23 protein-coding genes are annotated in these 23,070 nt (G+C 60.5%); 3 read left to right on the forward strand and 20 right to left on the reverse strand.

Features of this window, described 5'->3' with window-relative positions:
- Positions 1-9: 9 nt before the first annotated feature.
- The 6 genes from B7L68_RS02680 to B7L68_RS02705 form a co-directional block, all read right to left on the reverse strand.
- The gene (locus B7L68_RS02680) at positions 10-648 is read right to left on the reverse strand and encodes an ABC transporter ATP-binding protein (protein ID WP_081246149.1); all 639 of its coding nucleotides are present in this window, start codon (positions 646-648) and stop codon (positions 10-12) included.
- Complete coding sequence (locus B7L68_RS02685) at positions 645-1,337, reverse strand: ABC transporter ATP-binding protein (protein ID WP_081246150.1); 693 nt, start codon at positions 1,335-1,337, stop codon at positions 645-647. Before B7L68_RS02685 ends, B7L68_RS02680 begins: the two co-directional genes overlap by 4 nt.
- A complete protein-coding gene (locus B7L68_RS02690) occupies positions 1,313-2,200 on the reverse strand; it encodes a hypothetical protein (RefSeq protein ID WP_081246151.1) in 888 nt (295 codons plus the stop codon). Before B7L68_RS02690 ends, B7L68_RS02685 begins: the two co-directional genes overlap by 25 nt.
- Entirely contained in the window at positions 2,184-3,047 is an 864-nt protein-coding gene (locus B7L68_RS02695) for a branched-chain amino acid ABC transporter permease (protein ID WP_081246152.1), read from the reverse strand. Before B7L68_RS02695 ends, B7L68_RS02690 begins: the two co-directional genes overlap by 17 nt.
- 1 nt (position 3,048) lies before the next feature.
- A complete protein-coding gene (locus B7L68_RS02700) occupies positions 3,049-4,371 on the reverse strand; it encodes an ABC transporter substrate-binding protein (RefSeq protein WP_081246153.1) in 1,323 nt (440 codons plus the stop codon).
- 260 nt (positions 4,372-4,631) lie between these two features.
- Positions 4,632-5,915 (reverse strand): ATP-binding protein, encoded by a 1,284-nt coding sequence (locus B7L68_RS02705; RefSeq protein WP_081246154.1) that lies wholly within the window; start codon positions 5,913-5,915, stop codon positions 4,632-4,634.
- A 422-nt stretch (positions 5,916-6,337) separates the two neighbouring features.
- On the opposite strand from B7L68_RS02705, the gene B7L68_RS02710 reads away from it, so the two are divergent.
- Positions 6,338-6,601 carry a helix-turn-helix transcriptional regulator gene (locus B7L68_RS02710; RefSeq protein ID WP_081246155.1) on the forward strand — a complete coding sequence of 88 codons (264 nt, stop codon included), beginning with the start codon at positions 6,338-6,340 and terminating at the stop codon, positions 6,599-6,601.
- An 84-nt stretch (positions 6,602-6,685) separates the two neighbouring features.
- On the opposite strand, the gene B7L68_RS02715 is transcribed toward B7L68_RS02710, so the two are convergent.
- From B7L68_RS02715 to B7L68_RS02730, 4 genes are all read right to left on the reverse strand, one after another.
- Positions 6,686-8,758 carry an alkaline phosphatase family protein gene (locus B7L68_RS02715; protein WP_081246156.1) on the reverse strand — a complete coding sequence of 691 codons (2,073 nt, stop codon included), beginning with the start codon at positions 8,756-8,758 and terminating at the stop codon, positions 6,686-6,688.
- A gap of 518 nt (positions 8,759-9,276) precedes the next feature.
- Positions 9,277-9,690 (reverse strand): MBL fold metallo-hydrolase, encoded by a 414-nt coding sequence (locus B7L68_RS02720; protein ID WP_238136288.1) that lies wholly within the window; start codon positions 9,688-9,690, stop codon positions 9,277-9,279.
- Between the two features lie 108 nt (positions 9,691-9,798).
- The gene (locus B7L68_RS02725; protein WP_081246158.1) at positions 9,799-10,545 is read right to left on the reverse strand and encodes an anaerobic ribonucleoside-triphosphate reductase activating protein; all 747 of its coding nucleotides are present in this window, start codon (positions 10,543-10,545) and stop codon (positions 9,799-9,801) included.
- Positions 10,545-12,380, reverse strand: a complete 1,836-nt coding sequence (locus B7L68_RS02730; RefSeq protein ID WP_081246184.1) for an anaerobic ribonucleoside triphosphate reductase — start codon at positions 12,378-12,380, stop codon at positions 10,545-10,547. Before B7L68_RS02730 ends, B7L68_RS02725 begins: the two co-directional genes overlap by 1 nt.
- A gap of 430 nt (positions 12,381-12,810) precedes the next feature.
- Between B7L68_RS02730 and B7L68_RS02735 the strand changes: the two genes are divergently transcribed.
- Positions 12,811-13,095 (forward strand): hypothetical protein, encoded by a 285-nt coding sequence (locus B7L68_RS02735; RefSeq protein WP_238136291.1) that lies wholly within the window; start codon positions 12,811-12,813, stop codon positions 13,093-13,095.
- Positions 13,096-13,169: 74 nt separating this feature from the next.
- On the opposite strand, the gene B7L68_RS02740 is transcribed toward B7L68_RS02735, so the two are convergent.
- On the reverse strand, positions 13,170-13,844 hold the full coding sequence (locus B7L68_RS02740; protein ID WP_369907390.1) for a diphthine--ammonia ligase: 675 nt from the start codon (positions 13,842-13,844) through the stop codon (positions 13,170-13,172).
- Between the two features lie 55 nt (positions 13,845-13,899).
- Between B7L68_RS02740 and B7L68_RS02745 the strand changes: the two genes are divergently transcribed.
- On the forward strand, positions 13,900-14,364 hold the full coding sequence (locus B7L68_RS02745) for a dual specificity protein phosphatase family protein (RefSeq protein WP_238136292.1): 465 nt from the start codon (positions 13,900-13,902) through the stop codon (positions 14,362-14,364).
- Between the two features lie 112 nt (positions 14,365-14,476).
- On the opposite strand, the gene B7L68_RS08600 is transcribed toward B7L68_RS02745, so the two are convergent.
- From B7L68_RS08600 to B7L68_RS02790, 9 genes are all read right to left on the reverse strand, one after another.
- The gene (locus B7L68_RS08600) at positions 14,477-14,644 is read right to left on the reverse strand and encodes a hypothetical protein (RefSeq protein ID WP_162008394.1); all 168 of its coding nucleotides are present in this window, start codon (positions 14,642-14,644) and stop codon (positions 14,477-14,479) included.
- 82 nt (positions 14,645-14,726) lie between these two features.
- On the reverse strand, positions 14,727-15,251 hold the full coding sequence (locus B7L68_RS02755) for a hypothetical protein (RefSeq protein ID WP_081246161.1): 525 nt from the start codon (positions 15,249-15,251) through the stop codon (positions 14,727-14,729).
- Positions 15,252-15,689: 438 nt separating this feature from the next.
- Entirely contained in the window at positions 15,690-16,382 is a 693-nt protein-coding gene (locus tag B7L68_RS02760; protein ID WP_081246162.1) for a formate dehydrogenase accessory sulfurtransferase FdhD, read from the reverse strand.
- Positions 16,366-16,950 carry a formate dehydrogenase gene (locus B7L68_RS02765; RefSeq protein ID WP_081246163.1) on the reverse strand — a complete coding sequence of 195 codons (585 nt, stop codon included), beginning with the start codon at positions 16,948-16,950 and terminating at the stop codon, positions 16,366-16,368. Before B7L68_RS02765 ends, B7L68_RS02760 begins: the two co-directional genes overlap by 17 nt.
- Positions 16,928-17,662 carry a cytochrome b/b6 domain-containing protein gene (locus B7L68_RS02770; protein ID WP_081246164.1) on the reverse strand — a complete coding sequence of 245 codons (735 nt, stop codon included), beginning with the start codon at positions 17,660-17,662 and terminating at the stop codon, positions 16,928-16,930. Before B7L68_RS02770 ends, B7L68_RS02765 begins: the two co-directional genes overlap by 23 nt.
- Before the next feature lie 29 nt (positions 17,663-17,691).
- Positions 17,692-18,549, reverse strand: a complete 858-nt coding sequence (locus B7L68_RS02775; protein ID WP_081246165.1) for a 4Fe-4S dicluster domain-containing protein — start codon at positions 18,547-18,549, stop codon at positions 17,692-17,694.
- Positions 18,550-18,551: 2 nt separating this feature from the next.
- Positions 18,552-22,079: a molybdopterin-dependent oxidoreductase gene (locus B7L68_RS02780; protein WP_081246166.1), complete on the reverse strand. Its 3,528-nt coding sequence runs from the start codon at positions 22,077-22,079 to the stop codon at positions 18,552-18,554.
- Entirely contained in the window at positions 22,076-22,282 is a 207-nt protein-coding gene (locus B7L68_RS02785) for a hypothetical protein (RefSeq protein ID WP_081246167.1), read from the reverse strand. The genes B7L68_RS02780 and B7L68_RS02785 overlap by 4 nt, the downstream gene beginning before the upstream one ends.
- 72 nt (positions 22,283-22,354) lie before the next feature.
- A complete protein-coding gene (locus tag B7L68_RS02790) occupies positions 22,355-22,954 on the reverse strand; it encodes a hypothetical protein (RefSeq protein ID WP_143615283.1) in 600 nt (199 codons plus the stop codon).
- Positions 22,955-23,070 lie beyond the last annotated feature (116 nt).

Genomic DNA, 23,070 nt, shown 5'->3' on the forward strand with positions numbered 1-23,070 from the left:
GCGCCCGGCCTACTTTAACGGCGACGCTACGCCTCTCTGTATCTTATAGATGACGTGGGCGAACTTGACGTAGTCAGGGTTCGACTCGGCCATCAGTACGGCCGCCCCCGCGGTCTCGATAAACTCTCGCACTATTAGAGATACGTCGTCCCTCATCTTCGGCGAAAGTCCCTCGAACACCTCATCCAACAGAGCCGCCTTCGTGCCCACGGCCATGGCCCTGGCCAGCGCCACCAGCTTCTGCTGTCCGCCCGACAGCTCGCCCGCCCTGCGCCTCGCCAGCTCCTTGAGGATCGGCATCAGGCCGTAGACCAGCTCCAACCTGTCCCTGGGGAGCCCGAGCGCCGACACCGCGAGCTCTAAATTCTCGGCTACGGTCAGGCTGGGGAAGAGCCTTCTGTCCTCGGGGCTGTAGCCGAGCCCCAGCATGGCCCGCTCCCGTGGGCCCATGGCCGTAGCGTCCACGCCGCCTACCTGGACCCTTCCGCCGTGCCTCAGGAGGCCCATGATGGCCCTCAGAGTCGTCGTCTTGCCCGCACCGTTGGGCCCCACGAGAGCCGCTGCAGATTTCGCCGGAACCTCTAGGGTCACGTCCCTCACCACCTGCGACCCGGCCAGAGACACCGAGAGCCTTTCCGTCTTGATCATACCGCCATCCTCCTCACCTCGCCTGGGGGAACCACGGCGGTTATTCTGCCCGAATGCATGACGGCGACTCTGTCGGCGAACGCCTCGACGATGTCCAGATCGTGTTCTACGATGACCAGCGACACTCCCTTGAGCCGCCCCACTACGAACTCCATGAGCTCGAACTTGTTCTCCTCGGCAACAGAGCTGGTGGGCTCGTCCAACAGGAGCACCTTCGGCCTGGCGACCACCGCCAGAGCTATATCGAGTATCTTCTTCTCGCCCTCGGACAACGAGCCGACGGGCAAGTCCCTCTTCTCCCAGAGGCCGAACCGCTCTAGGGCGTCCCTCACGTCCTCCTCGTCCACGGGCCTTAGGCTGAAGCCCCTCAGGGCCGAAACCGCTATGGCCGCGTTCTGGCGCACCGTGAGGCCTTGATATAGCGAAGGCAACTGGAACGACCTCGCGATGCCTAGCTTAACCCTGGCGTGGAGCGGCTTGTTCGTCACGCGGATGCCCTTGAAGTATATATCGCCCGAGTCCGGCTTGAGAAGGCCCGAGAGGAGGTTTATCAACGTGGTCTTCCCCGATCCGTTGGGCCCCACCACGGCCAGCCTCTCGCCCTCCTCCACGTCCATGGAGACCCCGTCGACGGCCTTGACGCCTCCGAAGCTCTTGCGGAGGCTCACCGCCGATAGTATAGACGCCATGCCGCCAGTATCGCCAGAAGGAGGCCTCCGACTACGAGCTCCGGATAGGCGAACTGCAGGGAGTAGAGCTCCACCGCTTGATACAGGGCGGCCGAGGCGACGAAGCCCCACGTCCAGGGCAGAAAAGACGCAATCAGTCCGCCTACCACCATCTTGCCCGAGGTGACCCAATAGGCGAAGTCGGGCGACACGTGGCTTGTGGAGTACCCCACGATCAGGCCCCCGAGGCCTGCCGCTATCGACGCCAGGACCGAGGAGATGAGGATGTGCCTCCCCACGTCGGCCCCAAGCGCCGACGTTCTGAGCTCGTTTATTTTGATGCCCGCCGCCACGTGCCCCGCGTAGGACCTCCCGAAGACCTCGCCCAAGGCGGCCCACGCCGCGGCCAGCAGGGCGGCTAAGGCCAAGAGGCCGGCCGTCCCAATACGGACGCCGAGGAGCCGCGGGTCGGGCATGTACAGCCCGTCGCTCCCGCCCGTCACCGTGTAGAACTTCACGAGCACTCCGTAGAGCACCATCGAGAGCGAGAGGCTCAACAGAGAGTAGTAAATACCTCTCGTCTTGATCCCCACCGCCCCGTTGAGGGCCCCCCAGGCGCCCGCGGCGCCGACGGCCGCGAGGAGGTGCACCGCGAGGTCCGCCGTGTGGAGGTACCTGTACATAAGGCCGGCCGCGTAGGCGCCGAGGGCGTAGCTGGCCCCTATGCCGAAGTTCACAAGTCCGTACCTCAGCAGAAGCCACGCGCCGAACACGGCGAGGCTCCAGCCCAAGATATACACGGCGGCGAACCTCAGAAAGGGCCCTCCGAAGTAGGCCGCCGTAGCCGCCGTAATTATGGCGATGGGGCTAAGCCAGCCTCGCATGTCTGGCGAAGAGGCCCGAGGGCCTCGTCAAGAGCACCGCTATGACCACGAGGTATATGGCCACAAGCTCCAGCTGGGGGTACAGGAAGACTGCCGCCGTCCTCACGGCGGATATGACGGCCGACGCCGCGACGACTCCGAGCAGATCGCCGATTCCCCCCACGACCAGCGAGGCGAACGCGTAGACGAGGATCTGGCCCGAGAGCCCCAAGGTGAAGGCTTGCCACATGGACGACGCGGCGCCGGAGGCCGCCGTTATTAAGATGCCTAGGGCCGACGCTGAGAGGCCCACCTCCCTGACGTTTATCCCGAGGGCCGACGCCATTTCTGCGTCGTCCCTCACGGCCCTCATGTATAAGCCAGCCCTAGTCCTCGCCAGGAGCAGATACATAAGGGCCAGAAGCGCGGCCGCGACGGCCCCGCCCCAGAGATAGGAATACGGCACTTGTTGCCCCAGGACCTCGACCGAGCCCAAGCCGTCCGCGAGGCTCGCGGTCGTATAGTCGCCGTTGCCGAATACGAGCTTGAAGAGGCCCTCCCCTATCAACAGGAGGGCGTAGGTCGCGAACAGCTGCTCGAGTTCCGTCCTCCCGAGGGCCTTGACGTAGAGATAGAAGAGGGGGCCGAAGGCCAGCGAGGCGGCGGCCGCCGCGGCTATGCCGAAGGCCAGGCCTATCTGCCACGCGAAGACGGACGCGAGATAGCCCCCGAGCACGAAGAAGGTGCCCTGAGCTAGGTTTAATATCCTGGTCACGCCGTAGGTGAAGGCCATGCCTAGAGATGTCATCAAGATGTTCAGGAAGAAGACGTAGAAAGATATGAGGAAAGATATGGCGAACCCCGCCATGTCACAGAGATTTGATCCACTGCGTGCTGGGAACTCCGACGGGCGGGTTGACCTCCGCCGGATACATGAACTTGAACTTTTCAAGATCGCCGCCCTTGGACACGCCCACGACTGCCCCCTCCATGGCGTTGTGGTTAGGCGCCATGATTATGTACTGGCCGGGCGCCGGATAGGCGAGCCTCTCGAAGGCGTGTATCACGGCCGAGAGATCCGGCCAGGCCACGTTCTCCACGGCGGCCGCGGTCTCTATGGCGTATTTGACGCCCAACACGGCGTTGGCCATGTGGTAGGCCGGGTAGGACGGCGCGGACCCGAACCTAGACTGGTACGCGTTCACGAAGTCCCTGTTGACGTAGTAGGCCCTGGGGTCCGGGAAGGCGTGGTAGTCAGGGCCCTCCACGATCTGGCCGTCCGGCATGCCTTGGGAGAGGCCGAACTCGCCCCTGGCGAACGCGACCTTGACCTTCTGGAAGAGGCCTCTGGCGGACGCCTGCTTGATGAAGTTGACCAAGTCGGGGCCCCAGAACGATGTATGCAACAGATCGGGCGCGAGGTCCAAGATCTTGGATATCTGGGCGGAGTAGTCCGACGTGAAGAGCGGCGTGAAGAGCTCCCCGACTATCTGCACGTCGGGCTTCATCGCTAGCAGGGCGTTCTTGAAGTCGTCCCACTCGTCGTGGCCGTAGGCGTAGTCTTGATTGAGACCTGCCACGGTCTTCACGTCTGGCATGACCTCCAGGACGTATTTAGCCAGCGAGACGCCGTCCGTGACAGTGGTGCCGCCGGTCCTGAAGGCCACCCTCTTCATCATGCCCTGATCCACCAGCTGCTTCGTGGCGCAGTCGAAGAAAACCGTCAGGGTCGTCCCGATGTCCTCAGCCACGGGCGCCACGGCGAGACAGTCGGCGCTCGATATAAGCCCTATATACGCGTCGACGCCCACCTGTTGCACGAGCTCTTTATACACGGCGACCATCTTGTCGGGCCCCCCGCTCTCGTCCCTCACGACCAGCTGTATCTGGGCGCCCAAGATGCCTCCCGCCTTGTTTATCTCGTCTACCAGCAACTGCGCGGCGTTCAGCGCAGGCACGCCGAATATCGAGGCGGGCCCGGTCTGGAACGTCACAACGCCCAGCTTGAAGACCTCCTTTCCCTGGCCCGTCTGCGTCGCTGAGGAGGATGTCGGCGGCGATAGGGAGATGGTCGTCCCGCTCTGGCTAGCCGCGCTGGGTCTCCCCGATATTATAGAGGCCAAGCCGGCGCCGAGGCCGAGGCCTACCACAAACGAGGCCCCTATCTTTAACGCATCTCTCCGCGATACCATGCAAGATCCCAATGTGGCTATTATAAAAATATTGTCTCTAATTATATATAAATAATATTATAATTATTCAACACGATATAAGTATATAGAGTTATTCCATCCATTGCAGCCCCCGCGCCGCCGTCAACCGCGCGAGGAGCCGCGGAAGCGGCTGGAGTTGGAATCGGAACGCTGGCTTTCAGCCGCCTCCGGCCGCGGCGTCCCAGCTCCGAGCGACCCAAGGAGAGTTAAACAGCCGTCTGCCGCCGAGTCGTCGGCATCTAGTTTTTCCCAAACACGTCCTCCGCCGTCAATACCCGGGGGTCGCTAGGCCCTCTTCTGGCCGCCACGTAGTAATCCCCCTCACGGCCCCCCAGCTTTCTCCTTAAGTCCTCGATGATCTCCTCCACGTCGTCTTGACCCAAGTCGCTCCACTTGACTTCGACCGCCGTGATGTGTCCATCTTCTACGCACACTATGTCCACCTCAACGTCTTTCTGCCAATATCTGCCGCATCTGCCCAACCTCCTTATTAAACCTGTCCTGCGGAGATGGGGCAAGGCCCGGCGTATTATCTCCTCGTAGGCCGCCGCCATATATCCATCTAGGTCTAGGCGCGGCGGATTTCCCAGCTCTATCCACTCTCTCTGGGGATATACGAATCGGATCCAAAACTTCATGTATAGATCCGAAACGACGTAGATAGGTCTAGCCTTGCCCAACACGGGGACCTCCCGCCGTATGACCTCCAGCTTCTCGAGGACGTGGAGGTACTTGGCGAGGGTTTGAGCGCTGATATGCGCCCTGTCGGCGATTTCCGAATACGTGGTCGCCCCCTCCTCTATGGTTCTGACGATGTTGAAGTAGACGTAGGGCTCCCTCACCTCATGTCGTAGGAGGTTCTCCGCCTCTTCGTAGAGGGGACCCCACCGCGAAAAGAGAAACGCGATGTTCTCACCCAGCCCCCTATCTCTGTCGAATAACGCAAGGTAGTGGGGGATTCCGTTGGAGACCGCGTACGCCGCCGCGAGTTCGGGCGCGTCGTATTTGGGCAGGAAGTACCTCGTGTAGGGCGGAGCCAGGGGGCCCAGCCTTATCTGCGCGGTTTTCCTGCCGAAGAGGCCCCCGCCGTATGAAACCGCCCTCTCGGCGACTGCGTGTGTGGACGTGAGCAGGATCAAAAACACCTGGCTATCGCCGAGGTATTCATCCCATCCGCTCTGCAGCGCAGAGAGGACGCCGGGGTCTTCGTCGAGCCAGTACCCAAATTCGTCCACCACAAGTACGAAGCGCCCGGCGTCTCTCAACGCGGCGAAGATGGAATCCCAGTGCGGCTTGACGTAACGCCCGAGCGCCGCGCTGAGGGCCTCGGCGAGGCGGGCGAGCTCGTCGGCGAGAGGCCGCCTCTGGGCGTAGAAATACAGCCCCCTCCTCCCCTCTAGAAACCTCTTCACAAGCCAAGTCTTGCCCACCCTCCTACGGCCGTACAGCAACACGAGCTGGGGCCTCCCGGATTCGTACAGCCTCTGGAGAAACGAGAGCTCCTCCTCTCTGTCCACAAACATAGAAGATTGTAATCTGCAGTATTTTAATCTTGCAGATCAAAATATTTAATAGATGGGGCGGCCCGAGCCTCCGGGAGGCGGGGAGGCGGCGGATTGCGGACGCTCCCGTTTAAATAGGCGAACATCTGTTAGCTCTGACCCCCGATCTGAAGAGCGAGGCTTGTCATTCGCCTCTCGTAAACGGCTTCATTTCCGGCGTCGTGCCGATCGGCGTCGCCATACATCTTCGGCATATTGGGTCTCGGCGCTACGTTCGCCACTATTCCCTACCTATCGCTGTTTATGTCGGGCCGCGGGCTCAGCCGCGGCGTATGCGGGCGCGAGGACGACCGTTAAGCACGTCAAGGGGAGGACCTTGAGGCGGATATTCGGCCTCGTGATAGTGGTCATGACTCTGTATAAACTGGTGACGCTCCTCTGACATGGGCGTGCTGAGGCTGGGCGAGGTGGCTAGGAGGCTGGCCGAGGTCGGCGTGTGTAGGGACCCGCCGAGACCCCCCGTGGAGGAGATCTCCCCGCCGCCTGTGGCGGTGGAGAAGATGGCGGAGGTGCTCGCGGTCTTGGCCGAGCCCAACAGGCTCAAGATCCTGTATCTACTGCGGCAGAGCCCCATGCCCGTCTGTTTCCTCTCCTACATACTGGGGCTCGACAGGACCTTGGTGTCGCACCACCTAGCCAACTACTAAACAATTCAAGAACCTTCGTTAGATGAGGTTGACAAACAAAGGGTAAAAGGAGGGGAAAAAGGGTTTTGTGGGGGTAAGGGGGTTTTAATTTAGGACCCAGATGGGGGCGAAGGTGGCGTTTCTGAGCTCCAGCCCAAGTAGGGCGGCGATGGTGGAGCCCACCTGCGGCGAATAGGCCTCGAAGCCCTTTAACTGTCTCACTTCGACGCCCTTGCCCCATATGCCGATGATGGAGCGGAGCTCCTTCCAGCTCCCCAGGCCGTCGTGGCAGCCGGTGACGGAGTAGACGAAGGGTATGGGAGTGTTTACCACGTTGTCTCTAGTGGCGCTTTTGTCGTAGGCGCAGTAGCCCGGCTTCACGGCTATGGCTATGTCGCCTATGCGCGACTGGAGCTTTGCGGGTCCGTCGAGGAAGAGCGACGAGAAGTCGTGGCCGTAGATGGTCGCCAAAGGCCCGGCGGCTTGGCCGGTCCTGGCGACGACGAGCGCGAAGGGCCACTCGCCGGTGGCTGGGTCGCGGATGGAGAGCAATACCTCCATTACCCTCTCCACCACTCTGCTGTAGGTGGCGGGGTCTGCCTTGTACTTGGGGTTGATGTAGATGTAGCCGCCGTCGTAGTAGGCCACTGAGCGGGAGAAGTCGGGGTTGCCCTTTTCGTCTGTGACCAGGAGGCCGGCGCGCCTAAGGGCGGTGTTTATGGCGACGCAGCCCCTTACGCCCCACTGGCCGTGGTCGCCCACCACGATCAACACGTCGCCGTTATTCATCTCTTTCATAAATTCGCCGATCCACTGGTCTATCCTAGCCCACATGCCGAGGTAGGTCCTCCTGGCCCACTCGGCGATGCTGGCGTTGCTGTACGGCATGGACGGATCCATGAGGCCGAGTATGGCGTGCTCCACCGGGTCGGGCGTCACGTCGTAGCCCGTCATCAGCTGGAACTCCACGTTCTTGAGCACGAAGAGGTTGGTGCGCCAGTAGTAGTCCACGGTGTAGTTCACAATCTCGGCGTATGTCTTGAGGTCGATCCAGCCCCTCCCCACGTCGCTGGTGAGGCCGTGATAGACGTCTATGTAGCCCTTCTCAACCACCTCCTCCCAGTACTTCCTCTTGAGGTCCTCAGGCCCCATGAACCAGGGTATGGGGGCGTTGTAGACGAGGGCGTTGCCGCGGTATATCCTCACGTCGTTGGGGGCCAGGGAGAGGGCCTTGACCATGAAGGCCGCCAGGTACGTGGTGCCCTTCTCCGTCACGTTCACCACGACGGAGGCCCAGCCGCCCTCAGGCACCTCGGCGATCTTCTTGTTGCCTTGATACAAGACGAGCACCCTGGCGCCGCCTCCAGTCGACTGCACCTCGCCCACCAGCACGGTGTCTGCGATAGGTATGTAGAGCTTGCCTCCCGTGTAGTTGATCCTAGTGCCTATTCCGGAGGTGCTGTAGAGCTGAGAGCCTGCGAAGCCTACGCCGGGCGTGTAGGCCTTCGTCGTGTATATGATCACGATCTTGTTCTTGTCGGCGTCGCTGAGCCTCGCCTGCCAGGTGGGGACGTAGCCGTGGATGAAGTTGGAGATGGCCACTCTGTAGCCTTTGCGCAGAGCCGCCTCCCAGATGGTGTCCGCCGCAATGAGCCGGCCCCAGTAGCCCGGCTCAGACTTGCCGCCCTCGAAGGGGGACTTGGGGTAGGCAACGTCGGAGAAGGCGCCGTGGATGCCGGACGGCGCCCCGGTCAGAAAGGCGGCGTGGTTGGGGACGGTCTCGGCCGGGAAGATGGGAGACAACTCGCCGTACGCGCCCTCAGCCGCGATCTTGCCCATGTTCTTGAGGAAGCCGTCTCTGGCAAGCGGCCAGACATCCATGGCCCTAGCGGCGTCTATACTGATCAAAATGACTCTTCTAACCTCAGACCTCTGGGGCTGAGCCTGGAGCTGGAGCCTCGGCGCCTCCGGCGTCGTGGTGGCGGTTACGGAAGTCGGCGCCTCCGTGGCGGGCGAGGCGCCGGTCGCGGCGGGAGACTGCGTCTCTGGGACATGCGTAGAGGTGGACGACGTCTGTTGCGGTCCAGTGGCGAGGTAGATGGCTACCAACGCCGCCGCTAACACCACTGCCAACATTAGTACTGCAGCCTTGCTTCTTAGGATTTTGATCGGATTCATGGACGGCGTTGCACAGACGTCTTAAGAGTATTATTCATATTATGAAATAATGAATTTGGAGACGCTTGGTCAGGGCGTGCGAAGGCAGACATAATATGAACTACGCATGACAGCCCGCGTGGGTATGCATATGTATCCACCTGGTTCTATGCGCATGGTCTGACTCCCCGGCGGCCGCTCTTCTCGTCAGACGCTGGCCTGCGCATCGCCCTGTAGCGAGACAACTGTAAGAGGGTCTGCGCAAGGCGCCCGTCATGCGTCATGGCGATTGGAGAATCGCCGCATGAGGACTTATAGTCGCGAGACGCCGACGGCGGCGAGGAGATCCCGGCGGTGAAGGCGCCCCGTCTCTCTAGGTAGGTGCCCCGTGTAGAATGGGGACTAAACCAGCTATGAAAGCCCCAGCTGATAAGCCGCCTGCCGAGGCGTCACTACAGCCTAGTTGCATGTTGTCCTCGGCCACCAAGACTTGTCCGTCTGCCTTCTTTACATCTTGATATGTGGTTGGGTTAAGACGGTCATCTGTGTGTAATCACCAGTCCCCCGCCTTTATGGCCTCCCCTCCGCCAACGCCTCGATAGTGGTGGAGTGGGCATCCTCTTGCAAAGCGGTTTGTTTTCTTCGTTGCGGGTGGCCTCCAGCACGGCCACGTCCACGCCGGCGCCCGGCCGCTGCAGAGGCTCGCACCGCGGCGCCGTGTCGCCGGAGAACAACACGTCGACTCCGGCACTTAGCCGGTGGGCGTACGCCTCCTTGGCCGTGTGGTGGCAAGCCTCGGCGACCTCCACCCTAAGCCCCGGCAGGTCCAGGAGGACGCCGGAAGAGACTCTGCGAAACGTTGTCTTGTAGGGTGTCGAGACGGTCTCGGCCACGAAGTGAGATGTCACGAGCTTGACCACCTTCTTTACATGTGGTGGGGTGTATATGCGCAACGGCTTCCTACAGCCGTGCCGGCGGCGTCTATGGCCGTCTTTGCCGTAAATCCGTGGCAGACGGTGTCTGCGGCGGAGGTGCTCGCGGTCTTGGCGAGCCCAATAGGCTCAAGACCTTGTATCTTCTACGCCAGGGCCCCACCTCTTTATATATACTCTGCCGAGACTCTGCGCCAACTTGGCCACGGCCTCCAGCTGCTCTCCGGAAGGGTTACAATACTCTCTACACCACGATGGATCTCTGGGCATCGTCGTGGGCGGGCCTAGGAGCGGGTTCACCACAACGGCGACCTCGCCTGGCCCCAGTGCCTCGCGTACCTCCGCCAGGTATCTTTCGTAGGCCTCCAGCGGGAATCTGGCCACCGGAATCCTCAGCTCGAGCGGTATTTTGCTCGACGTGACGGCTCGCAGAGATGTCAAGAACGTCCTCCACAGAGCCTTCGAGTTGGGGACGCCGTAGATCTCGGGCGGTATCTTTGCGTCCGTGGCCACGTGGTCAACCAGCCCCCTTTCTATCAACGAGCTTAAAGGTTTATAAAGCGTGGCGTTTGTATTGAGGCTGGTGGAGACTCTCAGCCTTCTGGCCCTCTCAAATATCTCCTCAACGGCGGCCTTCTGTATAAGCGGCTCGCCCCCGGTTACGTGGACGTAGTCGACGAAACCCCTTGCCCTTTCGAGCTCTTCGGCGACGGCGTCGAGGTCGAGGAGCCGACAGTCGATGCGCTCCGCAACTTTCCAGTTATGACAAAAGGGGCATTTGAGGTTGCAACCGCAAAACCATACCGTGAACGTCACGGCGCCGTGTACGTCCACCGTAGATATGCCTTTCCAGCCGGCGGAGAGCGCGGCGGGCATTACAAGGCGCTGTAGTGTTTCCTAAGCCAGAACTCACGTCGACGCGCCGGGTTCCAGTTCTTCAGAGGGCGGTAGTAGCCGATAATCCGGCTCCACACCTCCACCTCCTCATATCCGCAGTGGGGGCATCTAGCGTAGAGGCCCGTGAAGGTTCTGCCGCATTTGGGGCAGTGGGTCTGCGCTGGCGTGAAGCTCCAGTAGACCAGATCCGTGGCCACCAGCCTCTTTGCCAGCTTCGCCAAGGCCTCGGGGTCTGGCTCCTCGCCGAGGAATACGTGCATCATGACGCCGCCTGTGAACTCTTTCTGCACCTTGGCCTCTATCTCCACCCTATCCCAGAGCTCCATGGGCGCGTAGTAGGGCGCTACACTCGTGCTGTAGATGGGCTCTTCGGGGAGGTATTCGGCTATCTCCGGATAGGCCCTTAAGTCCTTCTGAGCCAGCTTGTGCGCAGCGGACTCGCCTGGCACCTCCTCCACGTTCCAAGGTACGCCGTCCTCCCTAGCCCACTCCCTCGCGCGTTCAACCGCAAACGCCACCATCCTCCTCATGAGATCCGCAGCCTCTAGCCAGTCCTTCCTCGAGCCCTCCGTCCATAGATCGGGCCTTCTTAAGTAAATCGCCGCTGCCTCGGGCAGACCAATTATGCCGACAGTATTGAAGTGGCTCGCCGGAAACTCCGGTATGTACCGCCTTACGAATGAATAGAGCTCCGTCTTGAGCAAGCGGATATAGAGCTCTCTAAGCCACGTGAGGCCGCGTCTTATCAACTCCAGCGCCTCTCCGTATTTCTCCCAAAACTCTGCATCGTCTCTCGCCGCCATGGCCAGCCTGGGCAAATTGACGTCTATAACGCCTACAGATCCAGTCACGTCCGGGATCGCCCACACGCCGCCGAACCTCTGCTTCTCTAAACTACTTAGGGCCTCTTCATGGCTGAGTTCTAGGTTCTTCTTAAGGTCTATGCGAGTTATCTTGGAGCCCGCCCTAAGCAACTCGTTACGGTCTATATTAATTCTGCAACACATGGCGAACGACGCGTCTGGATCCACAACTCTGGTGTTTAGCCAGTAGAAGCTACCTCGCTTAGCCGCCGTGGTGAACACCGCCTCGAATATCTCGGGATCCTCCCAAAGCCAAGTAGCTGTGGCCATGAGCGTCGGTATCGGAAAGGTGAAGGGCCTCCCCGACGCGTCGCCCTCCGACAACACATCGGCAAGTGACCTGAGAAATAGTTTCGCTTCCTTTTCATATACGCCCAACGGCTCCGCCTCTCTCCCGTCGTAGACAGCCACGTCCCCCTCCAACATCTTACTCGGCGCATCCATCGTCACGGTGAAGTTCGTGAAGGGGGTCTGGAACCCCATCCTGCTTGGGTAATTCAGATTATACACGAGGCGTTGCACGCCTTGTCTAACCTCTCTGTAGCCAAGCCCGTCCCCCCTTATGAAGGGGCCCGCATACCACTCGACGCTTGAGAACGCCTGTGCCCCTGTGAAGTAGTGCTGGGCCGTAATTAGGAAGTTGGCTACGTGGTCTACGTATGTATCGAAATGCCTTGCAGGTCTCGACGAGACGACCGGAGTCGACAGGCCGTATCTCAACAGCCTGGCTACGGAGTGCCCCGAGCAGTAGGGCAAGTAGAGAGACTCAGGGAGCTTGTGTATATACACCAGCCCGTCCTCCTGCGCCATGTAGAGCTCCCGGGGGAGGAGCTCCCTCACGTGCTCGCCCAAACTCCTCTCCAAGACGTAGGTGAAATACCCCGTGGGGCCCACGTAGCGATTCGCGTTCTCCCTCGCCTCGGGGGAGTCCTGGCCTAGATATTCCTCCATGTCTCTCCAGGTCCCCCTCGGCTCTTGATGGGCTCCTAATAACGGCCCCCGATGGAGGGCCTTCTCTTCCTGAATCTCCGTTTTCGACTTCATGGGTGGGATAAATCTCCCACAAAAATACTCAACGTTTATTTTCCTACAGGGGACCAGCTAAAAACTTTTGGCCCTCTAAGTTGAAATAATGGGCACAGCCCCGCTGGCCCTCTCGCACGTTCGATATTAGATGAGAAGAGGGTTGGCCGTCTCCAACATCGCTTCAAGCGCATCTAGGGCAACCTCCCGCAATCTCCAAGGCTCTCGTGCAGCGAAAATAGAAGTGGAATCCTCCTCTTAATGGTGTAGCGGTAGTTGAAACGAGCACACTGATAAGATTGATTTTAAGATTAATCCATGGGTCTTGTCTATATAGGCGGCGTGGTTGAACACGGAGATGGACGCGTCGCGGCCAGGCTTCTGGTGGACTCCGGCGTCCGCGGTCTTGACGCGGAGCGTCTGGGAGGGCTTGGGGCTGAAGCCTATGGGCGAGATGGAGCTCGTGTCGGCCGACGGCACCGCGATAAGGAGGGCGATCTCCGAGGCGGTGCTGGAGCTGCCAGGCTACGGCGAGAGGCGCACGCCCGTGGTGCCGGGCGAAAGCGAGGACCTACTCGGCGCGGCGACATTAGAGATCTTCTGCCCAGTCCTCGACCTTCAGGAGGGAGCTACGGCCCATTAGGGCGTTGATGAAACCACCAAAAGGCCGCGCGGGACCCCCGGAGGCGGCGGTGACCTGATGGGCGTAACGCGCGCTCAGCCGACCAGTCTCGCCGACTTTATGGCGTAGTACCCCCATCCGGCGGGGCTCCAGCGGGTCTCGGCCTCGAGTATCTCCACCCTCCTGCCGCGGAGGAGGGGGCTCGCTACTACGTAGGTCTCGAACTCGCCGCCTTCCCCCACCGGCGAGAAGCCGTACCTCCTGCTGAGCTCCAACAGCCTCTCCGCCTCGCGCCTCCCGACCCTCACGCCGAGCCAGCTCTCGTCGAGGCCCATGGCCATGACGGCCACCATTATGAACTCCTCCGCAGACGCCTCAGCCAGAAGCAGTTCGCCCTGGTCTCTCCCCCAGAGCGGCGCCACGTGGGCCAGCCCGAGCCGCGCCGCAAGTCTATCCACCCTCTCCTTCTGGTATCTAGAGGCCACGGCGCCCGTGACAACGCCCTCCACCCCGCACTCCCTCTTGAACCTAGCCAACGCGCCCCCCAGCTCCTCGACCTCCCTCTCCTTGGCGCCCGACACCTCCACGAGGTAGTGGGGAATCCCCATGGCCTCCCCGTGCAGGAGGGCCCAGCGGGCGTTCACGGCGTGGAACATGTAGGAGTCGCCTCTGGCGGGCTCGGCCGTCAGCAGGCACTTCACCACGTGGCCCTCCTCCACCGCCTTCGCCACGGCGTAGTGGCTGTCCTTGCCGCCTGTGTACAGCGCCATCAGATCCACGGCCCCCGCGGCCTCCAAACTTAAAATATTTACCACCGCCGTCGACGTGGAGTGCCCCTACTTCGTGGAGCCCGGCCTGGCGGGCAGCTGCATGGTCACTAGGCGCGATCTGGAGAGGATAGCCGGGGCCGGGATAAGGCACGTGATCACCTTGGCCGAGGACTGGGAGTTGCGGGAATACGGCGGATGGGGCGGCGCGGACGAGCTCAGAGCCGCCCTCGCGCTTCTGGGGATAAAGTGGCTCCACTGGCCGACGCCCGACGGGAGGCCGCCCGCCGACCTGCAGGCGCTGGCCAGAATCACGGCCTCTCTGGCGAGACTCGGCGGCGTCTTGATCCACTGCGTCGGCGGCGTCGGGAGGACCCCCACGGCGCTTGCGGCCTACCTAATATATAGGGGCATGGATGCTCACGAGGCGTTGAGGAAGGTCTCGGAGGCGGTTCCGGCGATATCGATCAGCGAGGAGCAGTACTACGCGCTCCTGGAGCTCGAGGCGCAGCTGAGGGGGTAGATCCTCGTCTCCCGCCTAGTTGGGGCTTGGGCTCAGCCTTGGCCAAGACGCCGATGGGGCCGGGCGAGGGCCGCTTCCCGAGAGGCGGAACCCCCGCCCCCTAAGGCGGAGGTCAGATTAGGTGCGTCTTCACTCTGACCTCCTTCCTGTAAAGCCCAAATATACGTTTTGACTCGTAGTACTCACACCGTTCTGCCTCGAGGACAACCTGTAGAAGTTCCGGCTTAGGACGTTCTCCAAGTTTTACAAGCTCTTCGATAATATGCTGGAGCTTCTTCATGGGATATTGATTTATATCGCTGATGTGCTTTGTAATATTTAGTTCTATTTTTAAAATATTGATATCTATATCTGCAAGGCTTTCAAACATACAACATCACATAGGCCATGTGGACGAGAATTCTATACAGCGCGTTGATGAGCCACTCCTCTTCCGGCAACTTTCTCCTTCTGACTTCCTCTCTAACAAGTTCCCGCAACCTGTGCTCGACCTCCTCGGCATACCTCTCGGGAATTTCATAGCTCCTCAATAATGCCAGCAACTCTTTCTTGATCTCCCCGTCCCCGCCGTATATGAGTTGCTTAAGCTCATCCACACGGACCTCCCGCTTGATCATCTCCGGTCTGCTGAACCGGACACCTCTGGGAGATAACATGACGTCAACGGGGACAAAGCCCTTAACGTTGGCCCCGGCTATTGCCATGGGAAGAGCGTATTTGCCGATCGTGCCGTCGTAAATAGGCCTGTGCGGTGCGCCCAAGGCGCCGTCGTCGTTAGCATCAATTTTAAAATTGGCGCCTTCCTCTGCCCAATAGATGCCGAGGAACGATACGGAGCTTATTTCCTCTCTTACTTCTTTGCTCTCCAGGATGTTTTGTAAACCCATGAAATCCAGTATATCGGCTCGTTATAAGTATTCCTGTACTGCAGATTCCTGGCCGCCATTACGGCTTCTGCAACCACCTTACAATACGTTGGAGAGATATTCATTGCATGGCGCCTGAGGCCGAGAGCGAGGACGCGCCTCTCTTCGGCCCAGAGGTGGTGGCTGAGCTTCTCAACTGCATAAGGGGGCAGGAAGACAGTTTATTGCATAGACCGGCACGTTGCCCAAGTCTCGGCCGCGACTAGGATTTACGCAGAGCTCAAGAGGGCAACGCCGTAGCGGCAGGTTTCGCCGAAGGCGTCGAAAACCCCTGCCTTATTGCACGCAACAATAGTTCCAGAGGACGGGTAAGTCTCAGAGCTGAAAAAAGCATCTTAGAGCCCACTATTTCCTAAAAGATTCCTCTCGAGCTGGATAGAAGGTTCAAGGGCAAGGACCTTAAGCCTTTAAGGACCCCGCTATCCTCCCCCTGTCGCAGAGCACGACGAGCCCCCTCCCCCTCACGTTGGCCACCAGCGTGACGCCGAGCCTGCACGCGATCTCGACGCCGCTGTAGAGCGGGCCCCTTATGCTCACCACCACGGAGGCCCCCGCGGCCGCCGATCTGGCCACGACGTCGGAGGAGGCGCGCCCCGTGGTGAAGACCACGCCGCCTCTGACCCCCCTGCGTACGGCCTTGCCCACCAGCTTGAGGACGGCGGTATGTCTGCTCACGTCGTGGGCCACCAGCCACTCTCCGTTCAGCAACGCGGATGTGTGCATGGCCAGCGAGGGCTCCACCGACGGCATGGTGAACTTCCCGAACTCCGAGACTAGGGACCTCACCTCGTCCATGGTCAGCGAAACCTCGACGAGCTTGCGGCGTGGGTCCGCCTCGACTCCGCCGCACTCCTCGAGGCTCTTGGCGGGCCCGGCGGCGCCCCTTATATCCGCATATATGGCCCTCTCCCCGGTCTTTATCTCCACCACGTCGTCGAGGGAGTCTATGTAGCCCTCGGCGTACAGAAAGCCGACCGCGAGGTCCTCCAGGTCCGCCGGCGAGGCGACCAAGGTGGCGGCCAGCCTCCCGTTCACGTATATCTCGAAGAGCCGGTCCAGGGCTATCTTGACGCCCTCAATCTCCCGCCACATATCTGGCCAGAATCCTCAAGCCGTACTGGACCACCTCGTCGGGCTCCCCGTAGGCCTCGACGTGGACGTAGCCGCATTTACTGCACCTGTAGAAGAACACGCCCTCCAGCCCCTCCCTGAGGAAAACCTCGAAGTTCTCCCTGCCCTCGGCCCCGCAGTTGGGGCAGCGCCACCATCTATAGCGCCACGAGAAGCCGCAGACGCATTTAGCCGTCTTGGACGCGGTCTCGAAGAGAGGTCCCTGTTGCCTCCTTACGAGGAACAACACGGGCGTTCTGCCGCAGATGGGGCAGAAATCCCCCTCCCACTCGCCGAACTTATCGCGGTAGAGCTCGGCGAGCCTTCTCGACACGGCCAGACGCGCCAGCTCCCTATCCCCTGCAAGAGCCTCCGCCGAGGCCATATTCTCGACGCGTTCTATCAACGGAGGCTTAAGCTCGCCGACTATGGGCACGAAGGTGGAGAACGGACCCAGAAAAGATTCGACTTCCTTGGGCGCGTTGGCCAGCTCCTCCCTGCACTCGGCCTCGCCGCCGCAGACCGCCTCAAGAACCGCCTCCCTTGACATGCCTCAGATATCTGGGCATATGCCTCCTGGCCCACTCCAGCGGTATCCTCCCGTAGCTGAACATGGCGACCAGCAGAGGCCTGTTGGACGGGTGCAACACGGCGAATAGGTGGGCGAATATGAAGAGGAGGACCAGATAGAAGCCGAGGTCGTGCAGCAACAACAAGAGCCTGTAGGAGCCCTCGGTCAGCCCCAAATAGGTGCTGTAGACCATCAGGACCCCGCTGGCCGACAGCAGTACTATGCCTACGACCAGAACGACCGTCATATAGGCCACGAGGATGTTGTGCCTCTCGAGGGAGGACGCGACGTCGTCCGGCAGGGGCTTGCCCAGAATGTAGTGGTCTGCCAGGGCCCTCGCCTCCCTTATCTGGTCGCCCAAGGGCTTCCTCAACGCATCGAAGACGCGGATCCTCCTGAAGACGAGGAGGTATATGGCGTAGACGATCAGGAAGACGCCCCACACGTCGGCCAGAAATCTATGGGACGTCCGGGCCAGCTCCTCGCCCACGGAGGTCGGGTAGGGGCTTCCCAGAAAGGCGGCGAGGGGCGCCCCCACGGCGTAGCTAAGCCAGCTCATGAGCCCGGGGAACAGCAACATGGAGCCGGTGATGGCCAGCAGGGTTATCAACACGAGGTTTATCTGGTGCGATATCCTGTACCCCATCGAGGCCACCTCGACCTCCTCCTTTTCAGAGTTTACACTACTCATATTATAAATTAGAGTTTTAGTTTAAAAACTTATTGCTCCTTTTGCTTTTGTTGGGATTTTTGCTCCTCTATACGCGCCCTGCGCCAAGAGGCGAAGCCCACAGCCGTCAGGGCAACTGCTCCGACCAGCGCCAGCGGCGGGACTATCTCCTGCAAGACCTCCCTCGCCTCGTTCGTGGGAACCACGGCGTCGCTGGGGAAGTGTTGCTTTATCGCAAACGCCTTCCTGTCGGAAGAGACGTAGATCCATCTGACCTGCCCACCGACGTAGGGATTGAGGTTGAGGCCGTAGACGGTCCTGCCCTTCGCGGCCTCCGACTGGGCCATCTGGACTATCTGAGACGCCGGCCCGAAGGTGAACACGCCGGTGGGGCACACCTCGACGCAAGCCGGCTCTCTGCCGTTCTGAATCCTGTCGACGCAGAACGTGCACTTGTAGTACTTGCCGTCGGATCCCCTCCTCGGGACGTCGTAGGGGCAGGCGTTCTCGCAGAAGCCGCAACCTATGCACTGGTCCTTGTTGATAACCACGGCTCCCTCGGGCGTGACCGATATGGCGCCCGAGGGGCAGGCCCTCGCGCAGGGGGCAGCCGCGCAGTGGAGACATTGGGCGGGCAGAGGCGCCACGTCCACCTGCTCGAAGACCACCTCCCCGGCGGGCGTCGCGAGACCCTTCTTCGCGGCCCCCTCGTAGTAGAACACCACTTTCCAGTCCTGCGCGGTGAAGCTCTGCGGGTTCGTGAAGGTGGGGCTGAAGGTGGTCTTCACAGGCGCTAGGCCGTTCCAGTCCTTGCAAGCCAGCTGACACGCCCTACAGCCTATGCATTTGTCTATGTCTACAAGGACGGCGAATCCTTGATCGGCCGGAGGGAAGTTGACGGCCACCATGGTCACACGCTAGGGGCCTTTCTTATTACCGCGAGCCACGCCTTGGTTTCCTGTATCGTCGTGACGGGGTCCACCACGTCGGGCGATATGAAGTTCGCAGAAGGACCGGCGTCCGGTCCCTCGAAGCTCCAGGACCACAGTATGTTGACCACCGGCACGTCCTGCCCGTTGACTTCGAGGTAGGCCTCTCCGTCTGTGACGTACGCGCGCATCTTCAGGCCTCCGCGGGCCGTCCACAGCTCCACGTAGTCGCCCGTGCTCACGCCGAGCTGTTGGGCCAGCTTCCTCGGGATTTTGACGAAGGGACGGGGCACAAGCTCCACGAGGTCCGGTATACGGCGATTCATGGAGCCGCTGTGCCAGGTCTCCGTGAGGCGGTTGGTGGTCATGACCACAGTGATGCCCGTGATCCCCAACGGCTGTAGTTGGGCTTGCAGCTCATTCGGCTCCAAGGCGACGCCTACCATCTTGCCCTGCAATATGCTGGGCTCCTGCTCGAGGACCTCGATGTTGTAGGGGTTCAGCCAAGCCAGGGTCGGGTACTGGATCGCGAAGTCCACTATGGGCGCCTCGACGGGCTCGGCGTGTATGGGCCACTGGAACGTATAGCCCTTGTACCATCCGCCCATCTCTTGTATCACCTTCAAGGTAGCGGCCTTCAGATCCCCGAGCTGGCTGTAGTACTGCCTCAGGAGGCTCCTCATATTTTCGTAGGTCGGCTTGAACTGCCGCCATCCGACTCCTGGGTAGAATATCCTCTTCAGGAAGGCCGGGAAGGTCATGGTCTCCTCGTCCCAGTAGAGCGCGTCGTTGGCCCAGGGATACCTCATGCCTGTGGACGACGCGAAGGTCTCGAAATCGAGCACTTGGACTCCGCCGTCAGTCTCCACGACGAATTTGCCGGGGAACGAGAGCTGGCCAGTACGTATGAAGGTCATGAGGTCGACGCCTCCGAAGAGGTCCGCAACGCCGCTTAGCCTCCTCTTGAATGCCTTGGGCACGAAGAAGTTGTGGCCAGGCACGAACGCCGGCCTGTACTCGCCCGTGTACTCGTCTATTATCTCGCCCGTCTCGCCGGTCACAGTCCACTGCTTCCCGGCAGCCGTGACTACGTCGGGATGGCCCAGCGCTATCTGCAGAGAGTCGTAGTTGTACATGAACCTCACGTTCAGAGGCCAAGACCAGCCCCAGTTCTTGTACACCTTGAAGGTGGAGCTGAAGGTCCCGTCGATCTCGCCGGGGTTTCTCAAGGCGTTGTTGCGCCGCATCGTAGTGAAGGTATCCCTCACCGGGTCGTACATCCCTTGATATATCAACATAGTGTAGTTTATCTCCTTGTTTATTATACGCGGGTTAACCTCGGCCTCTATGTCCGATATGGGCTGCGCCGCGCCCACGCCTCCCGAGTAGTCCCAAGAGTAGTCGGGTCTAAGCGGCCTCTCGTAGACGAACACGATCTGCCCCATCTTCCTGAACTTCACCTCCTCGGACCTCACGCCGGCGGCCTCGCTGGGGAGCAGAATTGCGCCCTCTCTCCTGAGGTATTTATATAGGGTCGCGATGATCCAGTAGTCGGGCCTGGACTGGCCTCTCGGCGGCACCGCCCTCCACTGCCATTGGATCACCCTATTGCCGTCCGTCTTAGTGCCCTCCTTCTCGGCGAACGAGACGCCGGGCAGCACAACGTCGGCGAACCAAGCGGTTTCGGTCTCGAATATGTCGGAGACGACCAACAGCTGGAGGCTCGCGAGCGCCGCCATGGTGACCTTGATATTGGGGTCCGTCACCGCGGGGTTCTCGCCGAATATAAAGGCGGCCTTCACATCCCCCGTGAAGATCTTGCTGGGCAACGTCGTCTCGGAGGCGCCGGTGCCTATGGGTATGTCGCAGACAACCTTCCCGTTGACAGGGTCGTCCGGCGGCACCGTGCCGCAGTAGATGCCCCAGAGGAGCTCGAAGCGGCGCCATCCGTAGAAGTTGAAGACCTCCAGGGCCTTGGCTGCGTCGGCCTTGCCGCGCGAGGGCGCCGTCGTCGAGAAGCTCTTGAGGGCCCACTGGGGCACTTCCCAGTTCCAGGGATCCGGCATGCCCTGGAGCTTCCAGTCTTGGTACAGCCTGACCTCGAAGGGGCTTCCAGGCGGGGCGTGATAGCCCGGCAAAACGCCGAGCCCGCCGCCCTGGACGTCCGTGGCGCCTTGCACGTTGCTGTGGCCGCGGAACGGGTGAGTGCCGCCGCCGGGATACCCCACGTTGCCCAGCAGGAGCTGCACTATGGCCGCTGCCCTGATTATGCTGAGCACCGCATCGGTGTGCTGGGTCATGCCCATGGCCCATTGTATGACTCCGTGTTTCTTGTGGCTGGTCACCACGCCGCTGTTCTCTACGTATATCTGGGCCACCGTCCTCAACATATCGACGGGGACGCCGGTTATGTTCGAGACGGTCTGGGCGTCGTACTCGGACAGCATGGCCTTGAGGTCGTCGAGGTCGTCCTGGGTTATGTTCCACCTAGTCGACATGAGCCGTTGGAACTCGGGCAGTTGGTCTATGGGCGGGTTCCTCTCGAAGAAGGCGTAGTGGAGAATGTAGTTGAGTATCGCCGTGTCTGTGCCCGGGCGGAAGGGCACCCATATATCGCTGGCCTCCACCGTCCTGCTGTAGTTCGGGTTGAGGGCTATGAGGATGGTTCCCCTCTCCTTCTTGCCCTTCATGAAATAGTAGAAGGACAGGGGATGGGCCTCGGCGGGGTTGGAGAAGAAGAGGACGACGTCCGCCAACGCCACGTCCTCTATGCTGGCGGTCTCGGCCCCCCAGCCGTAGGTCAACGCCAAGGCCGTGACCGTGGAGGAGTGGCATTTGCGGTATTCCGAGTCGGTATTGGAGGTGCCCAAAAACGCCGCGAGTTTTATGGATAGGTAAGCCTCCTCATTGGTGAGTATGGAGGACCCCATCACCGCCACGGGGGTCTTGGCGCCTATGTAGTAGTAGCCGTCTTGTTGGGCCGGCGCCCCGGTGGAGCTACGCCAATCGTTGAGGATGGCGGCGAGTCTCCTTGCTATGTAGGAGAGTGCCTCGTCCCAAGAGACTTTCCGCCACTGCGGCGGGTACTTCTTGATCACCGCCACCAGCTCGTCCCAAGTCTTGGCGTTGAGGATCTCCTCGGCCGGCGGCTTGGGGCCCGTCCTTATCATTGGCGAGTCCAGCCTCTCGGTGCTGGTCGCCAGCTGGTACGCCACCTTTCCCTTGGGACAGAGAGCGCCCCAGTTTATGTAGGACTCAGGAGACCCCCTGGTCCAAATTATGTCGGAGCCGTTGGTGTAGAAATCTATGGAGCAGCCCATGGAGCAGAAGGTGCATATGGTCGGCGTCACACTGGCGTTTTTAAGGCCTGTCTTACCTCCTATCTCGCCAAGGGCCCACGACGTCTTTTGCTGTATGAGCGAGGACTGAGCGGAGGCCGGCAGGCCGAGGGCAAGAGCGGCTATGGCCGAGATCTTCAAGAACCCCCTCCTAGTGGTCGCCGCCGTCATATCTTGGCGGCGCCCCAGTTCTTGTCCCTCTTGCCGAACAGCTTCTTGGCCTTGAAACAGCTGTAGTCCGGCTCGCTCGCTATTAGGCCATAGAGCCCTCCGGCGCTTTCGCCGAAAAGCCTCAGCTCGGACTCGTATACGCCCAGAAAAGCCTCCCGTTGCTTCCTAATAATATCGAGGGCCCTCTCCTTATCCGAGCTCACGGAGGTGAGCTCACGCCGATATTTAACGCGTGTTCAGCCTGCCTCCGAATAGCGCTTTTATTATTTATCTCATCAATGATAATAGGTCTCGAAGAGGGGGCATCTATCCACGACATACCCGCCGCACAGCCCGCAGTATCCGACAAACCAAGTCGAGCCGTCCCCGTCTACGAATAGGACTCCGCGGTGCTCCGCGAAGGTCACCGCAGGGAACTTCTCAGCGATTATCTTCGCAACGATGGAGGAAACGCCGTTGGGCAATCTCCTTATCTTGTCCAACTCTACAGGCGGGCCCAAAAGTAGAAACAAACCTGCGAGCGGATCGTTGTCCAGCTTCTCGCCGTAGGGTCTCAGAAGCTCAAGAAACTCGCACACGCCCTCGCGTCGGTCTACCCCTAGGACGTTGGCCGCGGCCCTAGCCGCGGCTACGTTGCAGCCGAAAAGCTCCACGTACTTAACCAGTCCCTTCAAAGTGGGATATACGGAGCCGCCCTCTATACGTATATACCTCTCCCGCTCCAGACGCGATAACTCGTAGTAAATTGTCGAGTTCGGATGGGGGAGGCTTTTGGCTATGCTGTAGCGCGAAGAGCCCGGCGACTCGACAACAACCTTTATGAGGTCCCTATGGAGCGATGACGCGGACCCCCTCGGATCCATCACTATCTTCAACGATCTATCAAACATATATATCCTTTCTTTTGAGACGCGTACGGCTGGGCGACGGATACGTATCGACTGCTCGGCGGCTGTTACGGGCCGCGCCTCCGTGTACGATGTCGTGCGGT

The sequence above is a fragment of the Thermoproteus sp. CP80 genome, assembly GCF_002077075.2.
Taxonomy (GTDB): domain Archaea; phylum Thermoproteota; class Thermoprotei; order Thermoproteales; family Thermoproteaceae; genus Thermoproteus.